At 59.6% G+C, this 23,852-nt stretch carries 26 protein-coding genes; 13 read left to right on the top strand and 13 right to left on the bottom strand.

Annotation, left to right across the window (positions count from 1 at the left end):
* Positions 1 to 51: 51 nt before the first annotated feature.
* From VEC01_RS11865 to VEC01_RS11855, 3 genes are all read right to left on the bottom strand, one after another.
* Complete coding sequence (locus VEC01_RS11865; RefSeq protein ID WP_324901037.1) at positions 52 to 1,362, bottom strand: hypothetical protein; 1,311 nt, start codon at positions 1,360 to 1,362, stop codon at positions 52 to 54.
* A gap of 24 nt (positions 1,363 to 1,386) precedes the next feature.
* Positions 1,387 to 2,463 (bottom strand): permease, encoded by a 1,077-nt coding sequence (locus VEC01_RS11860; RefSeq protein ID WP_324901036.1) that lies wholly within the window; start codon positions 2,461 to 2,463, stop codon positions 1,387 to 1,389.
* A gap of 75 nt (positions 2,464 to 2,538) precedes the next feature.
* A complete protein-coding gene (locus VEC01_RS11855) occupies positions 2,539 to 2,850 on the bottom strand; it encodes a metalloregulator ArsR/SmtB family transcription factor (RefSeq protein ID WP_324901034.1) in 312 nt (103 codons plus the stop codon).
* A gap of 106 nt (positions 2,851 to 2,956) precedes the next feature.
* Here VEC01_RS11855 and VEC01_RS11850 point away from each other — a divergent pair, with 106 nt between their 5' ends.
* From VEC01_RS11850 to VEC01_RS11835, 4 genes are read left to right on the top strand one after another with little or no spacing between them, the layout of a single operon-like run.
* Positions 2,957 to 3,289 carry a metalloregulator ArsR/SmtB family transcription factor gene (locus VEC01_RS11850; RefSeq protein WP_324901055.1) on the top strand — a complete coding sequence of 111 codons (333 nt, stop codon included), beginning with the start codon at positions 2,957 to 2,959 and terminating at the stop codon, positions 3,287 to 3,289.
* Positions 3,290 to 3,341: 52 nt separating this feature from the next.
* The gene (gene arsN2, locus VEC01_RS11845) at positions 3,342 to 3,779 is read left to right on the top strand and encodes an arsenic resistance N-acetyltransferase ArsN2 (protein ID WP_324901032.1); all 438 of its coding nucleotides are present in this window, start codon (positions 3,342 to 3,344) and stop codon (positions 3,777 to 3,779) included.
* A gap of 15 nt (positions 3,780 to 3,794) precedes the next feature.
* Positions 3,795 to 4,295 (top strand): arsenate reductase ArsC, encoded by a 501-nt coding sequence (locus VEC01_RS11840; protein WP_324901030.1) that lies wholly within the window; start codon positions 3,795 to 3,797, stop codon positions 4,293 to 4,295.
* Complete coding sequence (locus VEC01_RS11835) at positions 4,292 to 5,029, top strand: MIP/aquaporin family protein (RefSeq protein WP_324901028.1); 738 nt, start codon at positions 4,292 to 4,294, stop codon at positions 5,027 to 5,029. Before VEC01_RS11840 ends, VEC01_RS11835 begins: the two co-directional genes overlap by 4 nt.
* Positions 5,030 to 5,136: 107 nt before the next feature.
* Here VEC01_RS11835 and VEC01_RS11830 read toward each other — a convergent pair whose 3' ends face one another.
* Both VEC01_RS11830 and VEC01_RS11825 read right to left on the bottom strand, forming a co-directional pair.
* The gene (locus tag VEC01_RS11830) at positions 5,137 to 6,195 is read right to left on the bottom strand and encodes an NAD(P)-dependent alcohol dehydrogenase (protein ID WP_324901027.1); all 1,059 of its coding nucleotides are present in this window, start codon (positions 6,193 to 6,195) and stop codon (positions 5,137 to 5,139) included.
* 362 nt (positions 6,196 to 6,557) lie between these two features.
* Positions 6,558 to 6,722 carry a hypothetical protein gene (locus VEC01_RS11825; protein ID WP_324901025.1) on the bottom strand — a complete coding sequence of 55 codons (165 nt, stop codon included), beginning with the start codon at positions 6,720 to 6,722 and terminating at the stop codon, positions 6,558 to 6,560.
* 262 nt (positions 6,723 to 6,984) lie between these two features.
* Here VEC01_RS11825 and VEC01_RS11820 point away from each other — a divergent pair, with 262 nt between their 5' ends.
* The gene (locus VEC01_RS11820; protein ID WP_324901024.1) at positions 6,985 to 7,323 is read left to right on the top strand and encodes a hypothetical protein; all 339 of its coding nucleotides are present in this window, start codon (positions 6,985 to 6,987) and stop codon (positions 7,321 to 7,323) included.
* Between the two features lie 292 nt (positions 7,324 to 7,615).
* A complete protein-coding gene (locus VEC01_RS11815) occupies positions 7,616 to 8,095 on the top strand; it encodes a cupin domain-containing protein (RefSeq protein ID WP_324901023.1) in 480 nt (159 codons plus the stop codon).
* Positions 8,096 to 8,126: 31 nt separating this feature from the next.
* Here the strand turns inward: VEC01_RS11815 and VEC01_RS11810 are convergent, their stop codons facing one another.
* The 6 genes from VEC01_RS11810 to VEC01_RS11785 form a co-directional block, all read right to left on the bottom strand.
* On the bottom strand, positions 8,127 to 9,026 hold the full coding sequence (locus tag VEC01_RS11810; RefSeq protein WP_324901022.1) for a glycosyltransferase: 900 nt from the start codon (positions 9,024 to 9,026) through the stop codon (positions 8,127 to 8,129).
* A 178-nt stretch (positions 9,027 to 9,204) separates the two neighbouring features.
* Entirely contained in the window at positions 9,205 to 10,236 is a 1,032-nt protein-coding gene (locus VEC01_RS11805; RefSeq protein ID WP_324901021.1) for a WavE lipopolysaccharide synthesis family protein, read from the bottom strand.
* Entirely contained in the window at positions 10,233 to 11,111 is an 879-nt protein-coding gene (locus tag VEC01_RS11800; protein WP_324901020.1) for a hypothetical protein, read from the bottom strand. The genes VEC01_RS11805 and VEC01_RS11800 overlap by 4 nt, the downstream gene beginning before the upstream one ends.
* A gap of 219 nt (positions 11,112 to 11,330) precedes the next feature.
* Positions 11,331 to 13,040, bottom strand: a complete 1,710-nt coding sequence (locus tag VEC01_RS11795) for a hypothetical protein (protein WP_324901019.1) — start codon at positions 13,038 to 13,040, stop codon at positions 11,331 to 11,333.
* Between the two features lie 258 nt (positions 13,041 to 13,298).
* Positions 13,299 to 14,051, bottom strand: coding sequence for an ABC transporter ATP-binding protein (locus tag VEC01_RS11790; RefSeq protein ID WP_324901018.1), 753 nt, complete (start codon positions 14,049 to 14,051; stop codon positions 13,299 to 13,301).
* Positions 14,052 to 14,053: 2 nt separating this feature from the next.
* Positions 14,054 to 14,860 carry an ABC transporter permease gene (locus VEC01_RS11785; RefSeq protein ID WP_324901017.1) on the bottom strand — a complete coding sequence of 269 codons (807 nt, stop codon included), beginning with the start codon at positions 14,858 to 14,860 and terminating at the stop codon, positions 14,054 to 14,056.
* Positions 14,861 to 15,143: 283 nt separating this feature from the next.
* Between VEC01_RS11785 and VEC01_RS11780 the strand changes: the two genes are divergently transcribed.
* From VEC01_RS11780 to VEC01_RS11750, 7 genes are all read left to right on the top strand, one after another.
* Positions 15,144 to 16,007, top strand: coding sequence for a class I SAM-dependent methyltransferase (locus tag VEC01_RS11780; protein WP_324901016.1), 864 nt, complete (start codon positions 15,144 to 15,146; stop codon positions 16,005 to 16,007).
* A 119-nt stretch (positions 16,008 to 16,126) separates the two neighbouring features.
* On the top strand, positions 16,127 to 16,525 hold the full coding sequence (locus VEC01_RS11775; protein WP_324901015.1) for a capsular biosynthesis protein: 399 nt from the start codon (positions 16,127 to 16,129) through the stop codon (positions 16,523 to 16,525).
* Positions 16,526 to 16,528: 3 nt separating this feature from the next.
* A complete protein-coding gene (locus VEC01_RS11770) occupies positions 16,529 to 17,266 on the top strand; it encodes a glycosyltransferase family 2 protein (protein ID WP_324901014.1) in 738 nt (245 codons plus the stop codon).
* 38 nt (positions 17,267 to 17,304) lie between these two features.
* Complete coding sequence (locus tag VEC01_RS11765; RefSeq protein WP_324901013.1) at positions 17,305 to 17,727, top strand: VOC family protein; 423 nt, start codon at positions 17,305 to 17,307, stop codon at positions 17,725 to 17,727.
* 284 nt (positions 17,728 to 18,011) lie between these two features.
* Positions 18,012 to 20,720 carry a bifunctional diguanylate cyclase/phosphodiesterase gene (locus tag VEC01_RS11760; protein ID WP_324901012.1) on the top strand — a complete coding sequence of 903 codons (2,709 nt, stop codon included), beginning with the start codon at positions 18,012 to 18,014 and terminating at the stop codon, positions 20,718 to 20,720.
* 123 nt (positions 20,721 to 20,843) lie between these two features.
* Positions 20,844 to 21,458 (top strand): LysE family translocator, encoded by a 615-nt coding sequence (locus tag VEC01_RS11755; protein ID WP_324901011.1) that lies wholly within the window; start codon positions 20,844 to 20,846, stop codon positions 21,456 to 21,458.
* 23 nt (positions 21,459 to 21,481) lie between these two features.
* On the top strand, positions 21,482 to 21,928 hold the full coding sequence (locus VEC01_RS11750) for a hypothetical protein (RefSeq protein ID WP_324901010.1): 447 nt from the start codon (positions 21,482 to 21,484) through the stop codon (positions 21,926 to 21,928).
* Between the two features lie 299 nt (positions 21,929 to 22,227).
* Here the strand turns inward: VEC01_RS11750 and VEC01_RS11745 are convergent, their stop codons facing one another.
* Together VEC01_RS11745 and VEC01_RS11740 are read right to left on the bottom strand one after the other, a co-directional pair.
* Positions 22,228 to 23,217 carry an alpha-1,2-fucosyltransferase gene (locus tag VEC01_RS11745; protein WP_324901009.1) on the bottom strand — a complete coding sequence of 330 codons (990 nt, stop codon included), beginning with the start codon at positions 23,215 to 23,217 and terminating at the stop codon, positions 22,228 to 22,230.
* Positions 23,218 to 23,523: 306 nt separating this feature from the next.
* Positions 23,524 to 23,778: a hypothetical protein gene (locus tag VEC01_RS11740; RefSeq protein WP_324901008.1), complete on the bottom strand. Its 255-nt coding sequence runs from the start codon at positions 23,776 to 23,778 to the stop codon at positions 23,524 to 23,526.
* Positions 23,779 to 23,852 lie beyond the last annotated feature (74 nt).

Here is a 23,852-nt window from a genome sequence, read left to right as displayed (position 1 = left end):
CGTGCCTGTCTGCAAGCAATCATGTGCGAACCGCAGATGCACCTTGAAGTATCAAGGCCAGCGGTACACGGGTGCGAAGCCGCCCCCCTCGGTACGGAAATTGGTCGTCTGCCCTTGGTAGAGACGCGCCGCAAGGGCTTGCACCTCGCCGTCGTAGGCATAGTTGCGCACGTCGTACTTGAGCGGCAGTCTCCCCGGCGTGATCAGCCGCTCGCCGGGCGGCGCCGCAGACTGTGCCACATAGTCGCCGGCCAGAATGTCCTGCCACGCGCGCCGCGTGAGCTTGTCGCCCCGATAGGCGCCGCGCCCGCCGAAGCCGGCCCTGGGCTTGAAGAACAACGCGCGGCGCGCATTCCACAGCCGCTGCGCATTCGCGTCGGAGACAATTTCGGTGCGGGGGATCGTGTCCTGCAAGAGTTGCCGGACGTCGTCCGGCACGCCAATCTCCTGCAGCCGTGCAGGATCGGACAGCAGGGCGAGGTTGCGCTTGTCGGCGTACAGCGCATGCGCCCGCGGATGCGGCGTCAGCACGACCGCGTCGGCGAGGTAGGCCGCGCGCAGCGCAGCGCTCGACGGGGCATCGAGCATGAAATCGGTGAGGCGGTTGTAGACAAGGTCGATGACTGTGTCGCCGTGCCAGAGAACGCCGTCCCGGAATACCAGCCCGGACGGAGGAGTGATCACAGCGTGCAGCCCGTGGCATTCGAACAGCCGTTGGAACATCAGGAATTCCGGGTAAAGGTACTGCGCTGCCGGCGCGTCGTCCACAATGGCCACCGTGCGCCAGGCCGACTGGCCGCGCGACGCCGACCATTCGCGGCGGAACATCGCCATGATGCGGCGGTCCATGTCGGTGCCCGGGCGCGGTAGGGGGAGCAGCTTTTCCGCCGCGGGACAACAGGCGTGCTGTGCGCGGGCCAGCGCGGTATTGAGCATCGCGCCGCCGGCATTGGTATTGATCTCGATGAGGGAAACGCCGTCCGGGCCGACATGGAAATCATAACCGGCAAAGACGCCTTTCGTGCCGCCCGGGTCGTGCCGCGCGATCGGCGAAGCACCGGCGAGCACCGCTTCCCGGTAGGCGGGCAGGGCGACTACCGCTTCGACGGCCGCGACGACATCGGCCATCCTGCCCGCCTGCTCACCCGACACGAAGACAGGCAGGGCGGCAAAGACATGGGGGCAGTGCCTGGCCACCAGGTCGTACAGGCCGGGATCGCCGAGCTCGTGTTCCAGCGCGCGGCGCAGCGCGCTTGCTTCCAGGCTGATGCATGCGCACTCCCTGTTCATCCATTCGGCATTCACGCCGAACGATTCCTGCAACGCGAATCGCGCCTGTCCGCTAACGTGATCTGTAAACATCCTGTTCTCCTTCTAAAACGAAAGTTATCCCAACGCGAGCCATGCGCTGTACGCATAGGCGGCGGCAAGCGAGCCGGCAACCGCCAGCGCCAGGTACAGCGCAAACACGCGCGGCTTGACCAGCGCCCAGACCGCGGTGGCGGCCGGGATACTGGTGACGCCGCCGCCGGCAAGGAAGGCCAGCGCCACCGCCGGGCTCATGCCCATGTCGACCAGTCCGCGCACCAGCGGCAGCGCGGCGAAGCCGTTCAGGTACGCGGGGATGCCGAGCATCACCGCAAGCGGGATGGCCGACGCATCCTGCCCAAGCAGGCGGACGACCTTGTCCGCCGGCAGGTAGGCGACCATCAGGCTTTCAAGCAGGAAGGCGATCGTCATCCAGCGCAACAGGAACCAGCCGTTGGAAGCGGCGCCGGCGACGAAGGCGCCGCGTGCGTGGGGCGAGGCCATCACATTCCATTGCGGGCGGACGGAAGCAAGCGCAGCGCCGGCACCGGACGGGACATGCCGCAGCGCGTCGGCTAGATAGCCGCGTTTCGTCAACGCATGGGTGGCCGCACCGCTGAACAGCCCCATGCCGATGGCGGCAAGCGTCTTCACTAGCGCGAATTCCATACCGAGGCTCGCTGCCGTCATCACGAGCATGTTCGGATCCATTAGCGGAGAGCTTAGCCAGAAGGCCATCACCGGCGCCAACGGGACGCCGGCGCCGAGCAGGCCGGCGATCAGCGGCACCACGCCGCAGGAACAGAACGGCGACAGGGCGCCGAACAGCGAGGCCAGCACGATCATGCGCCGCGGGCTCCCGCTGAACGCACGCGCGACCACGGCGTCGGCCCTGCTGGCGCTGGCGTATGCGGCGAGCAGCACCGACAACGCGATCCAGGGCGCAATGGATGCCAGCGAGCGGCCGGTGAAGGCGAGCGTGGCGGGCAATTGCTCCGGCCGCCACAGTGCCAGGCCGAGGACGATCAGGATGGCAAGCAACGATGGCTTGTCGAGGCCGCGCCATCTTGCCCGGACGGCGTCTTGCAGCGAGGGCTGGACAGGTGCGGGCTTCCCGGCGCAGCAGGATGCCGGCTGCGATGCGGAGGTCTTCATTGTGTTATATCCCTAGGAAAGTGGTTGCATTCATCATAAAAAAACAGGCGGGGCAAGGCCGCCGCCCGCATCCTGCTACTTCGAAACGAACACCGGGAGCGTGACTCCCTGACAGCACTTCTGCTTCACGAACTGCAGCACTTCATTCAACGCGGCGTAGTTGGCACGGCAACGCACCATGCGTCCTTCCTTCTCCTGGGTCACCAGGTCGGCGGACACCAGTTCGCGCAGGTGAAACGCCAGCGTCGAAGCGGGGCGCTCCAGCGCCGACTGCAGCTCGCCAACGGTCATCCCGTCCGGTCCGGCCTGAACCAGCAGCTGGAACAGCTCGAGACGGTTTTCATGGCCGAGGCTGGCCAGGCGTTTGGCAGAAGTGGCGAGATCCATGACCCGACTATAAAACCAAAAAAATGGTTATGTCAAGGATTTCATTTGACATTTCCAGTATTTTCGAAATATCGTGCGCATCAAGCAGATCAAGGAGGTAACCGGCATGCAGACCAAGGAAGCGATTGCGGCGCTCGGCGCATTGGCGCAAGAGTCGCGCCTGGCTGTTTTCCGCATGCTGGTCCGCGCCGGGCCGGGCGGCATGGCGGCGAGCAAGATCGCCGAGCAGCTCGGCATCCCGCCGTCCTCGCTGTCCTTTCACCTGAAGGAGCTTGCGCATGCCGGCCTTGCGGTTCCGCGCCAGGAAGGCCGCTTCATCATCTATGCGGCAAATTTCGACGTGATGAATGCGCTGGTCGGCTACTTGACGGAAAACTGCTGCAACGGCAACTCCTGCACGCCGGCCGGCAGCTTGCAGGCCCTGGCCGGGAAATCCTGAAAACACAGCCGCATCCTCCACCCACAATTCGCCGAATCAACAAAGGAATCCCATGTTCGCCATACGCCAACCCCGCACCGACGACCTGCCAGCGCTCAAGGCGCTTCTCGACAGCAGCGCGCTGCCATCCTCCGACCTGACCGAACAACATCTTGAGCACTTCGTCATCCTGGCGCAAGCGAACCGGGTTGCGGGCTCGGTCGGCCTGGAAGTGCATGGCGAGAATGCGCTGCTGCGCTCGCTTGCGGTGGAAACGATGATGCGCGGCGACGGCCTCGGCACGCGTCTGCTGGAGCTGATCGAGGAGCATGCGCGCGAGCACGGCGTGCAGCGCCTGTTCCTGCTCACCACGTCGGCGGAGTCCTTCTTCATGCATCACGGCTATGAACGCAGCGAACGCGCCGCGGTGCCGGAATCGATTCGACGCACCGCGCAGTTCGACGGCATCTGCCCGTCGACCGCGGCCTGCCTGGCCAAGACGCTCTCGTGATCCCGGAGGCGACGCATGACTGAAAAAACCTACAACATCCTGTTCCTCTGCACCGGCAATTCGGCGCGCAGCATCATGGCCGAAGCCCTGGTGACGACGATGGGAGGCAGCCGCTTCCGCGGCTATTCGGCCGGCAGCCACCCGACCGGCCGTGTCAATCCTTACGCCATCGAGCAGGTCAGGGCGGCCGGCTATCCGGTCGAGAACCTGCGCAGCAAGAGCTGGGACGAGTTTGCAGGACCGGACGCCCCGCGCATGGATTTCATCGTGACCGTCTGCGACAACGCCGCCGGCGAGGCGTGTCCGGTATGGCCCGGCCATCCTGTATCGGCGCACTGGGGTTTCGAAGACCCGGCGGCAGTGGAGGGCAGCGATGAAGAAAAGCGCGCCGCCTTCGGCAAGGTGTTCGCGCAGATCGCGGGCAGGATGAAGACTTTCGTGGACCTGCCGGTGGACAGGCTGGACGCGGATGCGATCCGCGCCGAGATGCGGAAAATCGGGGAAACCGGGGTATGACGCGCGCCAGACGTTTGGTCGCGGAAGGGCTGGGGACCGCGTTGCTGCTGGCGGTCGTGATCGGTTCCGGCATCATGGGCGAGCGGCTCGCCGGCGGCAACGTTGCCATCGCCCTCCTGGCGAATGCCATTGCGACCGGCGCCGGCCTGGTGGCGCTGATCCTGATGTTCGGCACCCTCTCCGGCGCGCATTTCAATCCGGTCGTGACGCTGTCGGAAGCGTGGCAAAGAAACATGCCGGCGTCGGAGGTGTTGCCATACATCGTTGTGCAGGTCGCGGGGGCGTTCGCCGGCGCGGCGGCCGCGCACCTGATGTTCGGGCAGCCGGTGTTTTCCGCGGCTGAGCATGTCCGTACCGGCATCGCCCAGTGGTGGAGCGAGTTCATCGCCACCTTTGGCCTGCTGGCGGTCATCATCAGCTGCTCGCGCAGCCGTCCTGGCGTGACCCCGTTTGCCGTCGCCCTCTACATCACCGCCGCCTACTGGTTCACGTCCTCGACATCGTTTGCGAACCCGGCCGTCACGCTGGCGCGGGCAGCAAGCAATACGTTTGCGGGAATCCGGCCGGATGACGTGCCGGGCTTCGTCGTTGCCCAGTTGCTCGGCGCCGCCGCGGCCACCCGGCTGTTCTGCTGGCTGTACCCGCCGGCCACGGGCGGCGCGACGGTGGCGGGTACCGTCGCGCTGAGCGAATTTGCGAAGAGGAGCGACGTCCGCGTCCCCGGGAACCGTTGATCCGGCATGCGCAGCGGCCCGCCTTCGCGCCCGCGGCCGTCTGCGCGTCGCTGCGCAGATCCGCACCGGCAAACACGCGAAATGAGCTGGCCGTACCTCGCCGGCCGTCAGGCTTCCTGCTTGAGCGAAGTCATGTCGATCACGAACCGGTATTTCACGTCGCTCTTGAGCATGCGCTCGTAGGCGTCGTTGATATCCTGGATGCGGATCGTCTCGATGTCGGCGACGATGCCGCGCTCGCCGCAAAAGTCGAGCATTTCCTGGGTCTCCGCAATGCCGCCGATCAGCGAGCCCGCCAGGCGCCGCCGCTTCATGATCAGGTTGAAGACCTGCGGCGAAGGATGCGGTGACGCCGGCGCGCCGACCAGCACCATGGTGCCGTCGCGCTTGAGCAGTTCCATGAACGGATCGAGGGCATGCGGCGCCGCCACGGTATTCAGGATGAAGTCGAAGGAGTCGCGGTGTTCGCGCATTTCGCTCGTGTTCCTCGATACGACAACCTCATCCGCGCCGAGCCGCTTCGCGTCTTCCCGCTTGCCCTGCGAGGTGGTGAAGAGCACCACGTACGCCCCCATCGCATGGGCGAGCTTGAGGCCCATGTGGCCGAGGCCGCCAAGGCCCACGATCCCGACCTTTTTGCCGGGGCTGACGTGCCACTGCTTCAGCGGCGAGTACGTCGTAATGCCGGCGCACAGCAGGGGCGCGGCGCCGGCGGGATCGAGGCGCTCCGGAATGCGCAGCACGAACTTGTCGCGCACGACGATGTTGGTGGAATAGCCGCCGTAGGTCATGCCGCCGCTGTGCATCTCTTCGCCGTTGTAGGTGCCGACGAAGCCGTTTTCGCAGTATTGCTCCAAGCCCTCCGCGCACGAGCCGCATTGCTGACAGGAATCCACCAGGCAACCCACGCCGACCAGGTCGCCCGCCTTGAAGTGGGTGACCTGGCTGCCCACAGCGGTGACGCGGCCAATGATTTCATGTCCCGGCACAACCGGGTATACCGTATTGCCCCATTCGTTGCGGGCGGTGTGCAGGTCGGAGTGGCACACTCCGCAAAAGAGGATATCGATCTGCACGTCGTCGGGCTGCAGATCGCGGCGCTGGAAATTCAGCTTGCTGAGCGGTTCAGTGGCGCTGGTGGCGCCATATCCGGTGGAGGAAAGCATGGCGGGTGCCTTTCAATCTTGATAAGTCGGCGCAGGTAAGGTGGACCCGGCGATACAGCCCGAGTTCCGGCTCCGCCGGGTACGGAAGGACGGGCGTTGGGAAACATGCTTTCATGCACGCGCACTAAGGCGCCGATGACAGGATCTCGGACGCTTCTCGCAGACATCCCTCGCAACAGGCAGCGCCGACGGCGCCGGGCGAGCCGATCAGGAACACGATCAGGAACGCCGTTGGCAGACAGCTGCCGGTGCCCGCGTCGGCGCGTTTTGCATTGCCCCGCGCGCTGGGGGCCGGTTCAATCGCTGATGAAACGAAAAAGCCCGCGATTGCGCGGGCTTTATTGTGCCGGGCCGAGAAATCCCTACGCGTTCCACATCGCGCCGACAGCGCCGGACAGCGCAACAAGACCGCCGACGCCGAGCGTGACGGCGCCAATCCAGGTCGGCGCAGAAAACAGCAGGACGTATCCCACCGCGGCGAGTACAAGGCCGGTACACACGAGTAGTTTGTACTCGAAGTTTTCCATTCGTAACCACCAATAGTTTCGGTGTCTCAATTAAACCTGACTTCGCGCCAAACCGCTTCCCATAAATTGGGGAAATGCGCCTGCTGATGCCACCGTGGCAATGAAAAATCGGGGGCAGGAGAGTCAGCGCGCTCCATGGCCAGGCGGACAGCCAGCCGTTCCCCCTGTGCCATGCTCCAGCCGCAGCATGAATAAACCGCCGCATGCACGAACCCCGGGGGCAACGGCAGCATCTAAGCTATTGTCTTCGCCGAGGCCAGTCATGAAATCCTTTTTCGTCCCGGTCGTGCTTGCTGCAGCGCTGTCCGGCTGCGCCGTCGTCGCCCCGTACGAGCGGCCGTACAGCACGTACTCCCCAGCCTATATCTACGACGCCCCCTATGCGATGGCGCCAGGCTATGCCGTTCCCGCGCCCGCATACGGTCCCCCGATCTATGTCGGGCCGCCGATTCGCTTCAGTTTCGGGCTGAGTTACCGCAGCGGCGGCGGCCGTCACTTCTACCCGTGGCAGCATCAGAGGCGTTTCTGGGGCCACGGCTCGCACGGCTTTCGCGGCGGCTTCCATGGCTTCCGTGGCAGGGGCGGTGGCTGGCGGCGGTAACCGGCGGCATGGTCGAGTAGCTTGCGGCGGGCTCGAATACGGGAAGCCCGCGCCGGCCTTCGCACCCGCGGATGCCGCTTTCCCGATCCAATCCGGCAGGATGATTCGCGCTGCCGGATACCGTTACCAGAGTTTGTCGTAGCGCAATCCCTCTGTTGCTGTTTTGTCTACCTTGTTGTTTCATGACTGCCGGGTTGAAAACCAGGACAGACAGCAGCGGGCGTCATGTGCGAATCACGCTCCGTTTTTCGCCGGCCGGTTGCAATCTGCTACATGCCGCGAGGTACTTCATATGAGCACTCACCAGCCCCTGATCGCGGTTCATGCGGACGAAGTCGTCCCTCGCACCAAACCGTCGAATTACCCTGAGCCCTTCGCGTCGCGAATGAATGGCAGAGAAAAGCGCCAACTTGGCGATGTTTTCGGCTTGACCAATTTCGGCGTCAACCTGACCCGTCTCGCACCGAACGCTGTCTCTGCGCTTCGCCACAGTCACACCAGACAGGACGAGTTCATCTACATCCTCGCCGGCCATCCGACGCTTCGCACCGACGAAGGCGATACCCAACTCGCTCCCGGCATGTGCGCCGGTTTCAAGGCCGGCACGGGTAACGCGCACCACCTGGTCAACAACACCTCTGAAACCGTCGTGTACCTGGAAGTCGGCGACAGGACGCCTGGGGACCAGGGGGCCTATCCCGATGATGACATTCAAGCGGAACTGAAGGACGGCGTCTGGCAATTCAGGCACAAGGACGGAACGCCATACTGATGCGCAACGCAAGTGCGTTCGTGTTCCATCCTTAAACACGCTCCAGTGTCTCGGGATATGGGCCAAGCCGCCCCCTGAATCCGTCCGAAATTGCTCTTACCAGGACGCGGAAGGTCTTCCATTGGAACCGGCCCCTGCATGCAAGCCACAAGGTGCAGCCAAAGAAGATTCCGGTTAAGACCGACAGGTTATGGAAGTAGGAGTAAGACCTTTTGACGGCAATGCGATTGCGGATATTGAAGTAATGCTTTGGGCCGAAGCGGGAATAGCGCAAACGGCTTTCTGCTGCCCGGATGTGATCGACGACGCTTGCGGGGATCAGCCAAAGGCCGAAGCCTGCCGCCTTCAGCCTCAGGGAATATTCCGTGTCGTCATAAGCGAGGAAGAATGCCGGATTCGGAAATCCGACGACCGCGATTGCAGAGGTCGACACCATGAAGCCGACAAAGGATCCGATGTCGATCGGTATCGATGCCGTCGAATATGCGGTCTTCCCCAGAGGCCGCTCGAGTCCGAGCAGTGAATCGAACATTCTGCGATGCATTGTTGCGACGTCGCCATACTCCCGGACGGTGCCGCAGACGCCTCCGACCGGCGAAGACAGGTCCGGAAGCGCATCGACCAAAGCCGCAAGTGCTTCGGTTCGCGGAATCGCGTCATCATCAAGAAGCCAGATCCAGTCGGTGCCCAGCCTGCACGCCTCTTGCATCCCGAGTGCAAAGCCGCCGGCGCCGCCCAGATTCACTTCCGAACGCAGCACGAGCAGATTGCTCCTGTGGGGAAGTGGAGTCTTCGGCGGGAGCTCGCAGGCGTTATTCACGATCAGAATTCGATCCACCGGGCGCGTTTGCTCCAGTAACGCTTCCACCACCCTTGGCAGCAGATCCGGTCTGCTATAGGTAACGACAACGGCAGTTATTCGCATCGCCATCCTCACTTGTCCGGCGCCCCACCGGGCGTGTACGAAACACAAGGTCGGTATCGCTTGATTGCGACAGCACGCCCGAAGCGGTCGCCGGAAATCCGCCGACCGAAGCCGCAGCGCTTTCAACGTTCTGCTGGCTTTTGCGCCGATATTCGCTGGCTTCCTGTCGGCGCCGCCGCCACGTTCATCCAAATAACTTCAGGACGTGGTAGGCCGTTCTCCGGACGACGTTGCCCTGTCTGGATGGCTCGAAAATCAGTGGGTGCAATGGCGTCGTATGCCGGAATCCATATTCCGCGATACGCTGCAGACGTTCCCGTCGCTTCATCACTGCCGCCGCTTGCCAGGGAGCGATATCTTCATGCGACACCTGGCCACTGATCTTCAACCAGTCCAGATACATCAGGTTGTTAATTTTTTGGAACAAAGAAGAGTTAACCCATGTGTACTTGGGAAATACAAGTCCTGCCTGCCATGGATCGAGAACGATGGTTTCCTCCGCGATGAACCTGTAAAAGTCCTTCATGACTTGCGGCGAACGATCGTTCAGGAACTGCGGGCAGGCGTACCCAAGCGAGCGGGCGTAGTGCGTGCAAATATGCTGCTCGGCCGCCAGTTTGCTGCGGAACCGTTTTTCAAACAGCGTGGAGTCCGGAGGATGAGGATTGAACTCGTAGAAGCGGGCGTCCTGGGGGCTCATTAATGGCGCCGACCAGTATGCCCGGAGAAGCTCGGTGGGGCCGAACTGGAACCAGTCGCTCAGGTGGTAAGGGATGCGTTCAAAGATGACAGGGTTGAGCGTGAAAAAGCAGTTCACAAGGATGCGCCGGTGTCCCTTGTCGCGTTTAAGCTGCTCGGCGTAGAAGTCGAGAAACCCGGCATGTTCCAGATAGCAGTCGGTACGCAGTTTGATTGCAAAGGCGGTCTCCACTGCGGCCATGCCGGCGCTGGTGGATACGATCTGGCGGTTGACGTTGTTGATCTTGTTGTCGATCAGCTTGAGAGGGGCAAGCCCGCCCGGATCCTTGGCGAAAACAATGTCGCTTGTTCCGAGGCCGCGCGGGATTTCTGCGCCTTCCCATGTCGATACGATGATTTTAGCGCCCGGCAAAACACGCCGTACGGCCCGGACATTCGAAAGAAAAGACTCCTTCCCCTGCGTCGTGTACGGTTTGAAGGCGCCTTGAAACACCACGGTAATGTCCGAATTCCTCATTTCGCTCCTGAATTCGATATGGTGATGCTTGATAGTGGCTCGGGGAGACGCGCCATCGCATCGATATAGTTTCGGAGCGGTGACGTCGCGCGCCGCGGCACGCGCTTGACGCCAAAGAGGCCGTGGCGGTCGAACACGCGCCATACGTTATTGCCGTCGGACAGGCATTCGTACGGCGCAAGACGTGCAATATCATTCTTGGCGATCGCGTCAACCCAACCGGTATTGATCCGGTGAAAACCAGTCTTGATCATTCCGAACTCGATCACCCGCCGGATGAAGTGCGAGGCAGCGGACTTCGTGCCAATGACCGGATTTATCCTGCGCAGGACTTTCCAGAAAACGCGGTCGAACCGGTGGAACTCGGAAAAGATATAAGGGCAACCGGCAGGAAAAGCGCCAAGCGCGTTTGCCAGCGTGGAAAACCATACCTCTTCGCGCGGATAAAGCGTGCGGGGCGGAATGCGCGGTATCCCCGAGATGATGTCGGCGATTTCAAACAACAGATCTGCACGGTAGCATGACCCTTCAATCTGGGAGCCGATCACGTCCGCGCCGCCGAAGCGCTGTCGAAGCTTCGACAGGCACTCGTCTTCGAGGGCCGGCTGGCCAAACCGCCAGTACGTGCCCGGACGCACGGTTCGCCGGTTAAAGAAGTTTTCGCCTGTCCCGAGCCGTTTGGCCAGTCCTTCGCGAACCAGCATGTCATTCGAGGCATGCATGCAGATCTTCGTCGCGTTTCCCAGCTGCCGGATGAGACGGATATTTGCGACGTGCGCATGGAGTATGTTCCCCCATGAAGTCGGGGTCCGTTCCGGATTGATCAGGAAGTTTTCGCACCTGCTCCGCGCAAGCGCCTCTGTCAATTCAACCATCTCGAACTTCGCCCTCGGCGACACGTGTAAAACGACGATCGCTTGCGGCAGGAAAAACGCGAAATTCCTAAGCTGGCTCGCCACAACGGCGGGTTGCGTGTGAATGGGAAGCGATACGTATATCACCGGAGCACCGCTAGGCTGGCAGCAGCACAATACAGAGCGCCACCTGGCGCGGACAGAGGAATTCCGCGAATGCCTGGCTGTTCGTCAGCCCGTTCACCGTTTGACTCCCTCTGAGAGAGGTAACCCGGCAATCATGGCGGGACCGCCCTGCGTCATCTTGTCTTCCTCAAGCTGCTCATGCAATGCCTCATCGGCTTTCACATCACGCTTCCACTCCAGGTAAAGGCGCAGGCAATTCGCCATGAGTGCCTGTTGGCGGACCGGGTCATCGACATGCAATGGCAGCATTGAAAGGAAGAGCAGCAGCATTACCGGATAGCAGTCCCAGTGGTCTGGAGTGCGCCCCATGAACCGGGTTTTCAGGAAGATATCCTGTACGCATGAACTCGTGTCCGCCAACACACGGAACGAAACAGAACTGCCGGCGATATCTACGGAAAAATGCCTTGCAATAATAAAATCGTACAAACCAAGAATCGAATGCGCGAGCTTGCCGACCTCGTACCGAAAATCTCCGTATTGCGTAATCCTTCCTTCGGCGTCGATTCCCCGAGGATCGACCATCTTCAGGCGTCCGCTGCGGAAATCGAAAAAGATATTGCTGAAGCAAAAATCGCCGTGGATAAATGACGATACCGGTGCCTGCGACATCGTTGCGGCGGCTGCCTCATACGTCATCGTCAGCAACGATGGCGTCACTATGCCGTTGAATGTCCACGACGACTGCAAATCGACGCCGGTCTGTCCGGAAAATTCTTTCAACCGGTCGACCGTTTTTTTTAGATAAGTAATCTCCACGAAGTCTTTCGGCAACGGTGCCCTGACCGGGACGAGGGAGGCGGCTTCGAAGTAGGTGTCACATGCCGAAAAAATCTTCTTCCACACACGCCCGGGAAGTCTGCCGAAGACATACAGCTCGCTGAGCGTGGCAAGCGAGAGATATTCGAGCGAATAGCTCACCGGCGTGCTTTCCTGCTTCGAAATCAGGTTGGGAAGAAAGACCTTCACCCCCGGCGGCGCATTTTCGTACCATGCTGCTTCCGCAAGGATCTTCTTTGGGTCATCGCTCGATTTCGTGAGGACGCCGTCGGCGATCGTCAGATGATTGAAGTGCCTTTCCGTAGTGATCAACCTCTTCGAATCGAAGTACGTATGAACATGGCCGAAATCCAGCCATCTTTCGACCTGCTTGCGCTCCATTCGGGGAACACTCTCGCCGTAGCATTTCACCGCCGTGATGAAATCGCCGACTTCGGACAGCTTCCGGTACAGCAGCTTGCTGTCGGAAAACGAGAACATGCCCGCCCAGGTCCCCCCTGGCTGCCCGTCGTGCGGCATTTCATGGTACCAATGGTAGTACTCGTCCGACGTGCCGACCGCCAGCCAGTCAGTGCTGTCAAGATCCGCATCGGTAATCAGCGTATCGCCGTACAGAATATCCATGCGGCCGCCGGTTTCGGTATTTCCGAGATAGGCGCGAACCGCTTCGCCCAGAGAAAGACCGGCATTGGTGCGATATACCCGAACGCGATGGGCCTTCAGATAGTTGATGTCCGCTTCACCAATCTCGAAGTCGTCGGGGAGGGTCAGGTGGATGTCGCTGTAGAACCTGCCGACCTGCTCAATCTGGTAGCAGTACAGGCGTCTGTTCCCGACGGGCAGAAAGGACGGGGGAATCTTGCCGAATTCGGAAAAGAGTTCGGACTCGACATATGCTCCTGAAAGAATAAGAAGCATCTCGGACGATCCTTTCTTTGCAGCGAGAAGGAAGCCACGCAACATCGGACGCAGCTCGAAAATCAAACGGTGGCATTGCCGGGCGGCTCTTCCCTTTGTGAACTACAGTCGCCCTTGGTCTGTTAAAGAAGCGCTGCTTTTGTCGCGGTGCCTGGACCGCTCAGCAGCTATTTTCGACGAAGCACTCGATCGGCCCTGCTTCCTTGGGACGTCAACCTCGCTTGTCGTTGTCCCGGCCACCGCTGATCGCCGGGCAGGCAAGTGACCAGCAGTTCACATCAGCTTAGCGACAAACCCGGCGTTAGCGGAGAAATCCTTTCTGATCTAGATCACAACTTGATTGATGTTTTCCACCTTTGGTATCTCGTCGAGGCTTACTTCAACGACGGAACCGTGCTCGAGCCGGAAAAATCTCCGGCAATATCGTTTCAGGGCTTCCAGATCGTGCGACGCAAACGCGAAAATTCCAACGGAAGAAATCAGCGCTTCCATTCTGCTCTTTGCCTTTTCCTGAAACTCGGCGTCGCCTGCACCGAATACCTCGTCGACGAGCAGAATGTCCGGTTCCGTTGAGGTTGCGATCGCGAACATCAGACGTGTTGCCATGCCGGCGGAGTAGGTGCGAACCGGCAGGTTCAGAAAATCGCCAAGCTGGGTAAACTCTTCGATGTCACGGGTTTTCCTTTTGATCTCATTCAGAGAGAGACCGAGCAGCATCGCCATCCGGGTGATGTTTTCGTAACCGGAAAGCTCGCTGTCCATGCCGGCGCCCAATTCCAGAACGGTCGCTACCCTGCCTTCTCTCACGATTGAGCCGGATACGGGCGTGTATATGCCGGCCATTGTGCGCAGCATGGTGCTCTTGCCCGAGCCGTTGTGGCCAAGTAAGCCTACCTTGTCGCCGTGCTGCAGATCGAACGACACGTCCTTTAACGCGGTAACGATTTGCACCCTGGCCGATTCCTGCTCGATCAGTCCGCCGGTGGATATCCGGACCAGTTGATTCCGCAGCGATTTTCCGCGGCTGTTGTAGACGGGGTACTGCACGGTTACATTGGCAAACGAGAGTTTTGCCATGCTTACACCCAATAAGCGATCCTGTCGCGCTTGGCATTAAAAACGTAAAGCGTAAACATCCAGCCAAGCGCGCAGAACAGCAGGTTCGTCGAGACAACAAAGGCGGGGGGAGCGCCGCCTAGAAGCGGGTAACGTGCCAATTCAATGAAATGGCTGAACGGATTCAGCCAGATGAATGCCCCGCTGATAGGAACGTAATGCGGACGATAAAAAACCGGGCTGAGAAACATCAGCATCGGCATCGCCGCAGCGACCAGATATTCCAGATCACGGAAGCGCGCGCCCAGCGTGCTGAAAAGAAGCGCTATCCACAGCAGGTTTGCGGCGATGAGAACCAGGCAGGGAATGATCAATAAGGTGTGAAGGGTAACCGGTACATCAAAAAAAACAACGACAACAACAAACACCGGCAAGTTATGGGCGAAGTTGATGAGATGTTTGATGACTAGTTGAATGGGGTGAACGGAAAGAGGGACACTGATGTTTCGAATGATTGCTGCTTGTCTCCAGTAAGTCGTTGTTGCCTCCACAATGCACCCGCTCAGGAGCTGCCAAAGGATGAGTCCTGCCGTCAAGGCGGGAACAAATGTCTTGCGCTCCATCTTGAAAAGTTCGCTCCATACGATCCCCAGGCCCAGGACGCCGATCGCGGTGCCGAGCGTCAGCCACAATGGACCTAGAACGCTGCGTCTATACCTTGCCCGAAGATCGCCTCTTGCCATGAACGCGATGAGTGGCAGGAGCGTGACTGCCTTGCGGAGGTCTTTGATCCCAGCCCCTTCCAGCGCGCGCCAGTTAGCGGTCATCATTCGGTTCAGGCAATCATGTATTGGACGCGTTCAAGTGCGGGCGAGATACGTTTTCGACGACAGATTTTGCATCCGGCGCAGCGCACAAAGGCTTGCCGGAAGAAGTGCCGCCAAAGAACGCATGTCAAGCATACTCCCTCGTGCTGGTTCGATTTATTGGGATAGATCAGTTGTGCTCAGCAATGCAGCACTACGATGTTTAGATAAAGTTATCGCGTTGAAGTTGTAAGGCCAAAACTGGTTGCGTCTTTTCATCTCTCCCATTCTCAAATGAGGAAACGCCATGCGAGATCTCCTGAGCAAGTACGCAAAAATGCAAAAAGACTTCTACGATGCCCGGGGATTCAGCGTCGAGGAAATCGTAGGCAACTATGACTATCACGAAAACTTTCCCTACGAAACTCATCTTCTGCATTTGTATGGCGACATCAGGAAGCCGGTGCTCGCAGATCCGTCTGATGCGATAGGGTTCGACGTTGGTTGCGGAGAAGGAAGAATGATCCGCCGGATGGCGCGCATTCTGAAGCGGTGCGATGGCGCCGACATCTCGAAGAAAATGCTGAGCGCCGCAAAGGAGCGCACGCCGGGCTCAAATCTTTTCCTGGCCTCCGGCACGGACTGTGGAGATGCGCCGACAAGCGCGTATGACTTCGCTTTCTGCACGATTGCACTTCACCACATCTGCGTACATGACACGAGGTCGAGCATTATCCGTGACATCACGAGAATATTGAAACCGGACGGTTGCGCCACGCTGCAGTTTTTCTTTTCGCGCTATTACCCCTACTGTCGGACCGCGCCGCCTCCGGTCAATGAGGCTTTATTGATCGACGTCCATCATTTCGACCGCCTCCAGGCAGGGTGGTTTGAAAATCGATGGGATGCGGCCGGCACCAACAGCCAGTGCGACGCCGCTTTCGGCACCAATGATATTCCGGCCGTCATGGAAGACTTCAAACGGTGGTTCGGGGAGGTTCACGTCTGGTTCTTCGACATTTCGCTTGGGCGACCGGACGACCGCGGAAACGGCAGGCCCCGGATCCTTCCCGAGGTGCATCCGAATTGCCATGGCCTGGACAATTCTTGGTTCAGCCATATGGCCTTCTTTCACCTGAGGAATCCGAGGAAAGACACCCGGTTTGCCTGAAGTGCCGGGGCACGCGTGTGACAAGGCACCGGCTTCTTTGCCAGCGCAGTTTATTTGCGCAAGGATGCCATCGAAATTCCGTCGGTTTATCACGTAAGAGTCCACGGAGGAATCTCTGCATGATCCGCAAACAACTGTGCATTGTGATGGATGTCGACGGGACGCTTTGTCCGGTCAAGCAGGAAAACGAACGCTATAGCGAGCTCGAGCCGATCGCGGCAATCGTCGACAAGCTCAAATGGTATGAGAGCCAGGGCTTTTATATCATCCTTTATTCGTCACGGAACATGAACACGCACGACGGGAATGTCGGCAAGATTGTCGCGACGACCGGAAAGCAGATGATGGAATGGCTTGACCGGCACAGGATCCCGTATGACGAGCTGCACCTGGGCAAGCCGTGGGCAGGACGCGGCGGATTCTATGTGGATGACAAAACGATCCGGCCGGACGAATTCCTGCGCTTGTCATATGAAGAAATCCAGAGCCTGATTGGCGCCGACGTGCCAGGTCCGTAAGCCATGGTAAACGCAATCATCACAATGGCGGGCCTGGGGAAAAGGTTCCGCGACGCGGGATACAACATCCCGAAATATTGTATCGACGCGCATGGGAAGACACTCTTTGAGTGGTCAATGCTGAGTCTGCGCAACTTCATACAACAGGGTGCGTCCTTTTTCTTCATTGTAAGGGCCGAGGACCAGGCCGTACCCTTCATACGCAGGCATGCGGCGCAGCTGGGAATTCGCAATGTTCAGATTCTCGAGATTGACCATGTCACCGACGGGCAGGCTACAAGTGCGATGCTGGCCGGACCGCTTATCGCGGATAGCGGATATCCCATTCTGATCTACAACATCGACACTTTTGTCCACCCCGATTCCCTGCCTGCACATGCCACACGGGGTGATGGTTGGGTTCCCTGTTTTCCAGGCAAAGGAGAAGGGTGGAGTTTTGCGGCGGCGACGCCGGATAAGAGGATTACCGAGATAAGGGAAAAAGTCCGCATTTCGCCGCACGCAACGATCGGCTTGTATTGGTTCTCTTCCCTGGATCTTTACCGGAAGGTGTACGCAGACTATTACAGCGACACAACACGGGTTGAAAAGGGGGAAAAATACATTGCCCCGATGTACAACCAGATTATTCGGACGGATGGCCTGGTTTATCTGCATGAGCTCCCCTTCGACTCCGTTATTCCCTTGGGTACCCCGGAGGAAGTTGCTGTCTTTCTACGACAGGATCCGCCAGCACTGTAGTTGCTCGCGCAGGATGGCCAGCGAAAAAAGGTCAACGCATGAAGCCACGTATCTCCGTTGTCACCTTGGGCGTCGACGACCTTGACCGCGCGCTGCGGTTTTACCGTGATGGTCTTGGCTTCGAATCCGAAGGGATTATCGGCAAGGAATTTGAATACGGTGCGGTCGCATTTTTTCATTTGCAGGCCGGATTGAAACTCGCCCTCTGGCCGCGCAAGAGCATTGCTCGTGACACCGGTCTTGCCCTCGGCCCGCCATGCGCCACCGATCTGACGCTGGGACATAACGTAAGCGCGAAAGAGGAAGTCGATGAGGTGATGAGGCAGGCTGAGTCGGCAGGCGCGGCTGTCGTCAAGCCGGCTCAGGACACGTTCTGGGGCGGCTATGCCGGTTACTTCCGGGATCCCGACAAACACCTGTGGGAGGTGGTATGGAATCCGCAATTCCTGCCGCAGGACTAAGGCATGACCGCCTGTTCAACCCGGCTACACAGCGGCAAGCGGGCGGCAACAGCACGGAGTGGAAGTTATGACGCCTCGCGTTGAACCAACGATGCAACAAAGGATGAGACCTTGAGTTCGGCTGGCATCTGCGCGTTCGACAGCTCCAGGTAACCTGGAGGGCGATTGGACCTCCGTTTGGGGTGTTGCTGCGTTAGCAGTGTCCCGGTTATGCCTCATGGAACTTAGGCACGTGATTTGCTCTCCTTGCTTATTGATATCGACATGCTCACTCGCGCTTGTTCATGCCGCGCCGCGCTGCCTTTTTGCCTCGTGCCATCTCTTGGCAGGAAATCATCAGGAACCGACAGCTGGTTTTATGGCCTGTTCTCGGCCTCTGCATTGCACTGGGGCTGTGGTTCTCTGCTTCCCGGGACGCTGCCGAAATCCGCGCGCAGGGTGAAGCAGCCGCACGCCGAAATGCTGCGGGCGTGGCCAACTCCTATGCGCAGCAGCTTGGGCATACCGTGCACCAGATTGATCAGATCACGCTGCGGCTGAAATACCATTGGGAAGATCCGGATATCGCGTTGAACCTCGAGGAAGAAAAGGCGCGTGGCCTTTTTCCCGAAAGTAACCTCCTATATGCGTCGATCTTCGATGCGAACGGCGACCCTGCGACCACCACGGTATCCGGTCGCAGTCCGACGAACGTGGCTGATCTCCCGTATTTCCAGTTCCATCGGGACCAATGCTGCGGCGGCTTGCTCATTTCGGAGCCGAGCGCAAGCAGGTTCATGGGCAGAAACATCGTCCGCTTCACGCGACGGCTGAACAAGCCGGACGGATCGTTTGACGGTGTTGCGATCGTTTCCGTCGAACCGCCTTTCCTGATTATCTTCCAGGAAAACGCAGTCCCCGGAAACAACGACTTTGTGTCAGTCCGCCTGGCAACCGGCCCATTGCTCGCGTCAAAGGTCGGCACGCAATCCCAGACCACTCCTTTTATTTTTTATCGCAAGAATCCTTTGTTCGATGCGCCAGCGGGCGTCACGCTGGAACCCGCAGAGAAATTCCGCGATAATCGCGCGCGCTTTGTCGCTTGGAAAAAATTACAAAAGTATCCCCTGGTCGCGATCGCCGCCTTTTCGGTGGACGATGCGCTCGCCCCTTATGTCCGGGACGCGGAACGGCGCCAGCGGCAGGCGCTGATACAAGGTTTCCTCATACTTGCCGTGTCCCTCGTCACCGCGTATGTCACCTACCGCGCGACGCGCCGCCGGCGCGAAGTCGAAGAAACCCGGGAGACGTATCGGGCCGCGACGGATGCCGCGAACGAAGCCTTCTACATGATCCGCCCTATCCTTGACCGAGAGGGACAGGTCGTTGATTTCCGGCTCGAGGACTGCAATAACCGGACAGCCGAACTCATCGGGACGACGCGCGACCGCCTGGTCGGCTTAAAGGTGTCGGAGATGGAGCCGGACAGGTTGAGGGACGAACTGTTGCGCCTTTGTCATCTCGGTTTGAAGAAAGGTTTTATCGAAGAGGAATTGCGGGTTCCCCCCCAAAGCGTCGTCAAGGCAAAGTGGATCTACCGGCGCATAGTCCGATCCGGCGCCGGTCTGGCAGTGACTGTCCGCGATATTTCCAGTGCCAAGGAGCAGGAGCAGGCCCTCTCGGACCTGGCGAACAACGACGTGCTCACCAAGCTTCCCAACCGTCACTGGCTCAACGGTTACCTGCCGCAAGCTGTCACCCGCGCGTCGTCCCATGAAGGGCACCTGGCCGTGCTGTTCATCGACCTGGACAACTTCAAGAACATCAATGATACCCTGGGGCACGAGGCCGGCGATGAACTGCTGATACAGGCGGCGCATCGCCTGAAGAGCGCGGTGAGGGCCAGCGATCAGGTGACCCGGCTCGGCGGCGACGAGTTCGTCGTCATCCTCGAAAATGTCCATGTGGAAGAAGATGTGTCGCGCGTGGCCAAAGCGATTGTCGCGGCTGTCGGCAAGCCGTATTCGCTTGCTTCCGGGACCGGCAACGAGGTCAACGCTTCCATCGGCATCAGCATGTATCCGCAGGACGGGCAGGATGCCGAGACGCTGCTCAAGCATGCGGACGTGGCAATGTACGCTGCCAAGGCGGCGGGGAAGGGACGCTATGCCTACTATCACTCGCACCTGTCGGATTCGTTGATCCTGCGGCTGAGCAAAGAGCGTGCGCTTCGAGAGGCGGTCGACGAGGACCAGTTCGTCGTCCACTACCAGCCGCGCGTCGGCATCCGAAGCGGAAGCCTGACCAGCATGGAGGCGCTGGTGCGATGGGAGCGGCCGCAGCACGGACTTGTGTATCCGTCGGAGTTTATCGATACCGCCGAAGACATGGGCCTGATTGTCCGTCTCGGGGAGCGTGTGATCGAGAAGGTCTGCCGCCAGCTAGCCGAATGGCAAGCACAAGGACTGACAGCCGTCCCGGTGTCGATCAATGTCTCTCCGCAGCAGCTGAAGGCAGGAACGCTGAGCACATTTCTTGCCGATTGCATCCGGCGCCATCGGATTCCGCCGCAACTGATCGAGGCAGAACTGACAGAATCGGCCGTGATAGACAGGAGCAACGTGGTGACGGCCGAGCTTCGGGCACTGCGCGAGCTCGGAATCAAGCTCATGATCGACGACTTTGGCACCGGTTATTCGTCCATGGCGCAGCTGCATCGCCTTGATGTCGATGTCCTCAAGGTCGACCAGGCATTTACCACGGCACTGGGCGAGGGCAGGGAGGCAAAAGTGGTGTTTAAGGCCATTATGTCGATGGCCGAGGCGCTGGACATTTGCGTGGTTGCCGAGGGGGTGGAAACGATGGAGCAGGTCAACATTCTCCATGGCCTGAACTGTGACGAGATCCAGGGCCACCTTGTGTCGCGCGCCGTGTCCGCAGCTGAGATGGCACCGCTCATGCTCAAACGTGTTCTCCTTGTACCGCGCGGTCCAGGGCGTCTTGCTCCCGTGTGATCATGACTATGGGATGTCAAACGGCAGGGGACGATGTTAAATTGCGGTTTTGCGATTCATATAACAAGCCATGCCCCGCTAAAGTTCAGCGGGTGAATTCCCTGCCTTACAAGGAGACATCTTGTGTTTACTGCCGAATTCTTGATCACATCCCTCATCGTCGTGCTCATTCCGGGCACTGGCGTCGTATTCACCGTGTCCACCGGCCTGACTCAAGGGCACAGGGCGAGCTTCTTCGCCTCCCTCGGTTGCACGCTCGGCATCGTGCCGCATCTGATGGCAACCGTTCTTGGCCTGGCCGCCGTCATGCACGCGAGCGCTTTGGCCTTCCAGGTGCTGAAGTACGCGGGCGTGGCATACCTCTTCTACCTCGCGGTCGTAACCTGGCGCGATCGCACGGCATTTGCGGTACAGCTGGACCAGGGCAAGGCCGGGGCGGCAAGCCTGGTGACAAAGGCATTCCTGCTGAACATTCTGAACCCGAAGCTCACGGTATTTTTCCTGGCATTCCTGCCGCAATTCGTTGAGCCTGGAGTCACGTCGCCGCTTTTGCAACTGCTCGGCCTGAGCGCAGTGTTCATGGCGATGACTTTCGGCGTGTTCATGGTCTATGGGTTCCTGGCACACGCGTTCCGTAAGGCTGTCATCGATTCGCCGAGCGTTCAAGCCTGGCTTCGTCGCGGGTTCGCAGGCGCGTTTGCCGGCCTGGGAGCGCAGCTTGCGTTGACCGAGCGCTGAGGCCTCACCCTTCGATCCGGCAAATGTTTTCGCTTGCCTTCCGCCGCCCAAGCCAAACCTTGAATGCGATGAAAGCGCTCATGCCAATAGCTGGCGCCGCTACCAGCTTCATCAGCTCTTGTATTGCGCTGTTCCTGGCCGGCTGGTTACTAGAGCTGCTTCCAGTTGGAAATGCCTATTTCGCCGATACGCCAATTCAGGGACTGACCTATGGCGAATTGATTGCATCGCTCGTGATCATTCTTGCCTTCGCCTATTGCATTGGCCTGCTGCACGGATTCTTATATGGAGAACGCTATTTCCTCATGCTTTCTCTCGCCGCTGCCGCGCCCGTTTTCATCATGATGCTGGCATTGGCGGCATTGACCCTGGGGATGGGATTGATCGCATTTCCCATCGTCGTCGCTTACGCCACTGTCATTGCGTACGGAGCGAAACGAGGCGGCAAACTGAGGCCGGCAGCAGGGTAAAGCCTGAAAATAGGCAGTAAGCCGAAGGTGTGATCGACCTGCATTTCAGCCAGGAACGGCAAAAAGCGGGCACGGCCGACGCGAGTTAAACGGCAATTCTTTCGTGTCCTCGGGGGAATCGATCAGACCACATTTCTCGCGGATTCCCATCAGGCAGGCGCGAATACGCGTTTCGCCGCCACCGTCGACGGCGTTGCCAGCCCCGGCGCACTCAACAGGCCGTTGCCCATGCGCGGTTCAAGTGCCAAGGAATTTTGTGCGGCCCGGCACGGTGCGACCGGCGCAGTGATCGCCGCACATCATGAATCCACCGCGATCCAGCCAGCCGGAAAGAAGTCGTGCGGATGGTCGAGGTGGGGCAGGGCATTCATGCGGCGAGTGCGCACGACGATCTTGCCCGGATTCCGGTTCAGATAGGCAGCCCACCAGCTGAAGGAGCTGAAGCCCGCGGTAACGTTGTGGCGGCAGCGGCTCATCAGATGCAGGTCCTCGTATCCTCGCTCCGGGCCATTGTGATCGACGTACGTGACTTCGCCGTTGATCCCGAAGTGATGCCTTACCCAGTCGATATCGTCCGAGAAAATGTAGAAGTGCGGGTTGTCCAGGCGCGCGCGGATGTATTCGATTGCATTACGGTAGTAGCTCTCCGTGACGACACCTTCGTACCAGCTTCGATACTCCGGATTCGTGATCACGTCACCCCGCCGGAAGTGGATGCTGACGGAATTCGTCGCATCGATCCGGCGTTCGAGGATCGCGCTTTGCGGCGACAGAGGAGCTTTCAGCGACAGCTCCCTGCGGATGTCTTCCTCCATCCAGTCGAAGTATCTGAACGAGAAAAAGCATCCTCGAAGGATGGTATTGTCCTCCAGCTCGAAAAACTCCGGCTTGTAGCCCCAGTCGCCATACTTCTCGCGATACAGCCGCGTATCGTTCACCACTGCCTCGGTTGCCGCGTTGACGAGGTCGATGCCGTTCTCGCGTAACAGGCGAACCGCCTTCCTGAGTACTGCAACCTTGCGCAGCCGCGCCTTGATCGTGCTGATGGCGCCGGCAGATGACAGAGCGGCACCGGAGAGAACCGGGGCGCGGTCAAGGAGCCGCGCCTTGATGCGGAAGCGGTCCAACTGGAACGAATGCCCGACGCCTTGCCCGTGATTGACGCCAAGCATGCAGTCGGTATCCACATCGAGATAGAGATCGGCACGGCGTTTCTCTGACAGCGCGCGTGCGGCGGCATACATGAACAGCTGATTCCCCAGGCCGCTGTGAATCTGCAAGACGATCATGCGTTCGTTTTGCGTTGGGAGCGCGAGGCGCGCCGGGTTGTACAAAAACCGAGTGGCGGATGTCAGTCCGGAATCGGGTTCGTTTCTGCTGTTCAGAGCACAACGGCAATCCGCAACTTATTCACGGAAAAGGCGGCGGCACGAGACTCGGATCCAGCTAAGGTAGACAGCGGAATGAACACTGTCTATATCAAGTTTTCGATAGATGCCCAGCCGATGGAACGAGAAGGTCCATGCGCTGCGTTGCGGGCCGCAAGCTGTGGTTGAAGGAGGGGCCGGCGGCGCCGGCCTGTGACGATGTCGGCGCTACACCGCCAGGTACCAGACGGTCAGCAGCAGAAGGGTGGTGAGTGGAGCGAGCATGCCTATCACGCAAAGAAGCCGGCGCACTTCAGCGGCGTCCTCGGCGATGCGGGCGTCGAGCACGGGCATGCTGTTTTTTTCGGCGGGAGGGGGCGCGTCGACCGGCAGGTCATGGAGTTGCACACTCTTCGATGAATTCCGGCGCGCACTACGCGGTGCTTCCTCATAGTCTCTCGAAATGTCTGCCGACAGTGTCATACCCGTACGCGCTCCTTTCAATAATGCTATCGGGGCGAAGTATAAGGCGGCCGGCGGCGGCGGAAACGGGCCGC

It is taken from the genome of Noviherbaspirillum sp. (genome assembly GCF_035627455.1).
In the GTDB taxonomy this organism is placed as follows: domain Bacteria; phylum Pseudomonadota; class Gammaproteobacteria; order Burkholderiales; family Burkholderiaceae_D; genus Noviherbaspirillum.
This window is presented reverse-complemented; position numbering and strand designations above follow the sequence as displayed.

Coding starts and splice junctions, on each gene's coding strand:
- VEC01_RS11865 (WP_324901037.1), bottom strand. CDS start 1,362: ATGTTTACAGATCACGTTAGCGGACAGGCGCGATTCGCGTTGCAGGAA.
- VEC01_RS11860 (WP_324901036.1), bottom strand. CDS start 2,463: ATGAAGACCTCCGCATCGCAGCCGGCATCCTGCTGCGCCGGGAAGCCC.
- VEC01_RS11855 (WP_324901034.1), bottom strand. CDS start 2,850: ATGGATCTCGCCACTTCTGCCAAACGCCTGGCCAGCCTCGGCCATGAA.
- VEC01_RS11850 (WP_324901055.1), top strand. CDS start 2,957: ATGCAGACCAAGGAAGCGATTGCGGCGCTCGGCGCATTGGCGCAAGAG.
- arsN2 (WP_324901032.1), top strand. CDS start 3,342: ATGTTCGCCATACGCCAACCCCGCACCGACGACCTGCCAGCGCTCAAG.
- VEC01_RS11840 (WP_324901030.1), top strand. CDS start 3,795: ATGACTGAAAAAACCTACAACATCCTGTTCCTCTGCACCGGCAATTCG.
- VEC01_RS11835 (WP_324901028.1), top strand. CDS start 4,292: ATGACGCGCGCCAGACGTTTGGTCGCGGAAGGGCTGGGGACCGCGTTG.
- VEC01_RS11830 (WP_324901027.1), bottom strand. CDS start 6,195: ATGCTTTCCTCCACCGGATATGGCGCCACCAGCGCCACTGAACCGCTC.
- VEC01_RS11825 (WP_324901025.1), bottom strand. CDS start 6,722: ATGGAAAACTTCGAGTACAAACTACTCGTGTGTACCGGCCTTGTACTC.
- VEC01_RS11820 (WP_324901024.1), top strand. CDS start 6,985: ATGAAATCCTTTTTCGTCCCGGTCGTGCTTGCTGCAGCGCTGTCCGGC.
- VEC01_RS11815 (WP_324901023.1), top strand. CDS start 7,616: ATGAGCACTCACCAGCCCCTGATCGCGGTTCATGCGGACGAAGTCGTC.
- VEC01_RS11810 (WP_324901022.1), bottom strand. CDS start 9,026: ATGGCGATGCGAATAACTGCCGTTGTCGTTACCTATAGCAGACCGGAT.
- VEC01_RS11805 (WP_324901021.1), bottom strand. CDS start 10,236: ATGAGGAATTCGGACATTACCGTGGTGTTTCAAGGCGCCTTCAAACCG.
- VEC01_RS11800 (WP_324901020.1), bottom strand. CDS start 11,111: ATGGTTGAATTGACAGAGGCGCTTGCGCGGAGCAGGTGCGAAAACTTC.
- VEC01_RS11790 (WP_324901018.1), bottom strand. CDS start 14,051: ATGGCAAAACTCTCGTTTGCCAATGTAACCGTGCAGTACCCCGTCTAC.
- VEC01_RS11785 (WP_324901017.1), bottom strand. CDS start 14,860: ATGATGACCGCTAACTGGCGCGCGCTGGAAGGGGCTGGGATCAAAGAC.
- VEC01_RS11780 (WP_324901016.1), top strand. CDS start 15,144: ATGCGAGATCTCCTGAGCAAGTACGCAAAAATGCAAAAAGACTTCTAC.
- VEC01_RS11775 (WP_324901015.1), top strand. CDS start 16,127: ATGATCCGCAAACAACTGTGCATTGTGATGGATGTCGACGGGACGCTT.
- VEC01_RS11770 (WP_324901014.1), top strand. CDS start 16,529: ATGGTAAACGCAATCATCACAATGGCGGGCCTGGGGAAAAGGTTCCGC.
- VEC01_RS11765 (WP_324901013.1), top strand. CDS start 17,305: ATGAAGCCACGTATCTCCGTTGTCACCTTGGGCGTCGACGACCTTGAC.
- VEC01_RS11760 (WP_324901012.1), top strand. CDS start 18,012: ATGCCGCGCCGCGCTGCCTTTTTGCCTCGTGCCATCTCTTGGCAGGAA.
- VEC01_RS11750 (WP_324901010.1), top strand. CDS start 21,482: ATGTTTTCGCTTGCCTTCCGCCGCCCAAGCCAAACCTTGAATGCGATG.
- VEC01_RS11745 (WP_324901009.1), bottom strand. CDS start 23,217: ATGATCGTCTTGCAGATTCACAGCGGCCTGGGGAATCAGCTGTTCATG.
- VEC01_RS11740 (WP_324901008.1), bottom strand. CDS start 23,778: ATGACACTGTCGGCAGACATTTCGAGAGACTATGAGGAAGCACCGCGT.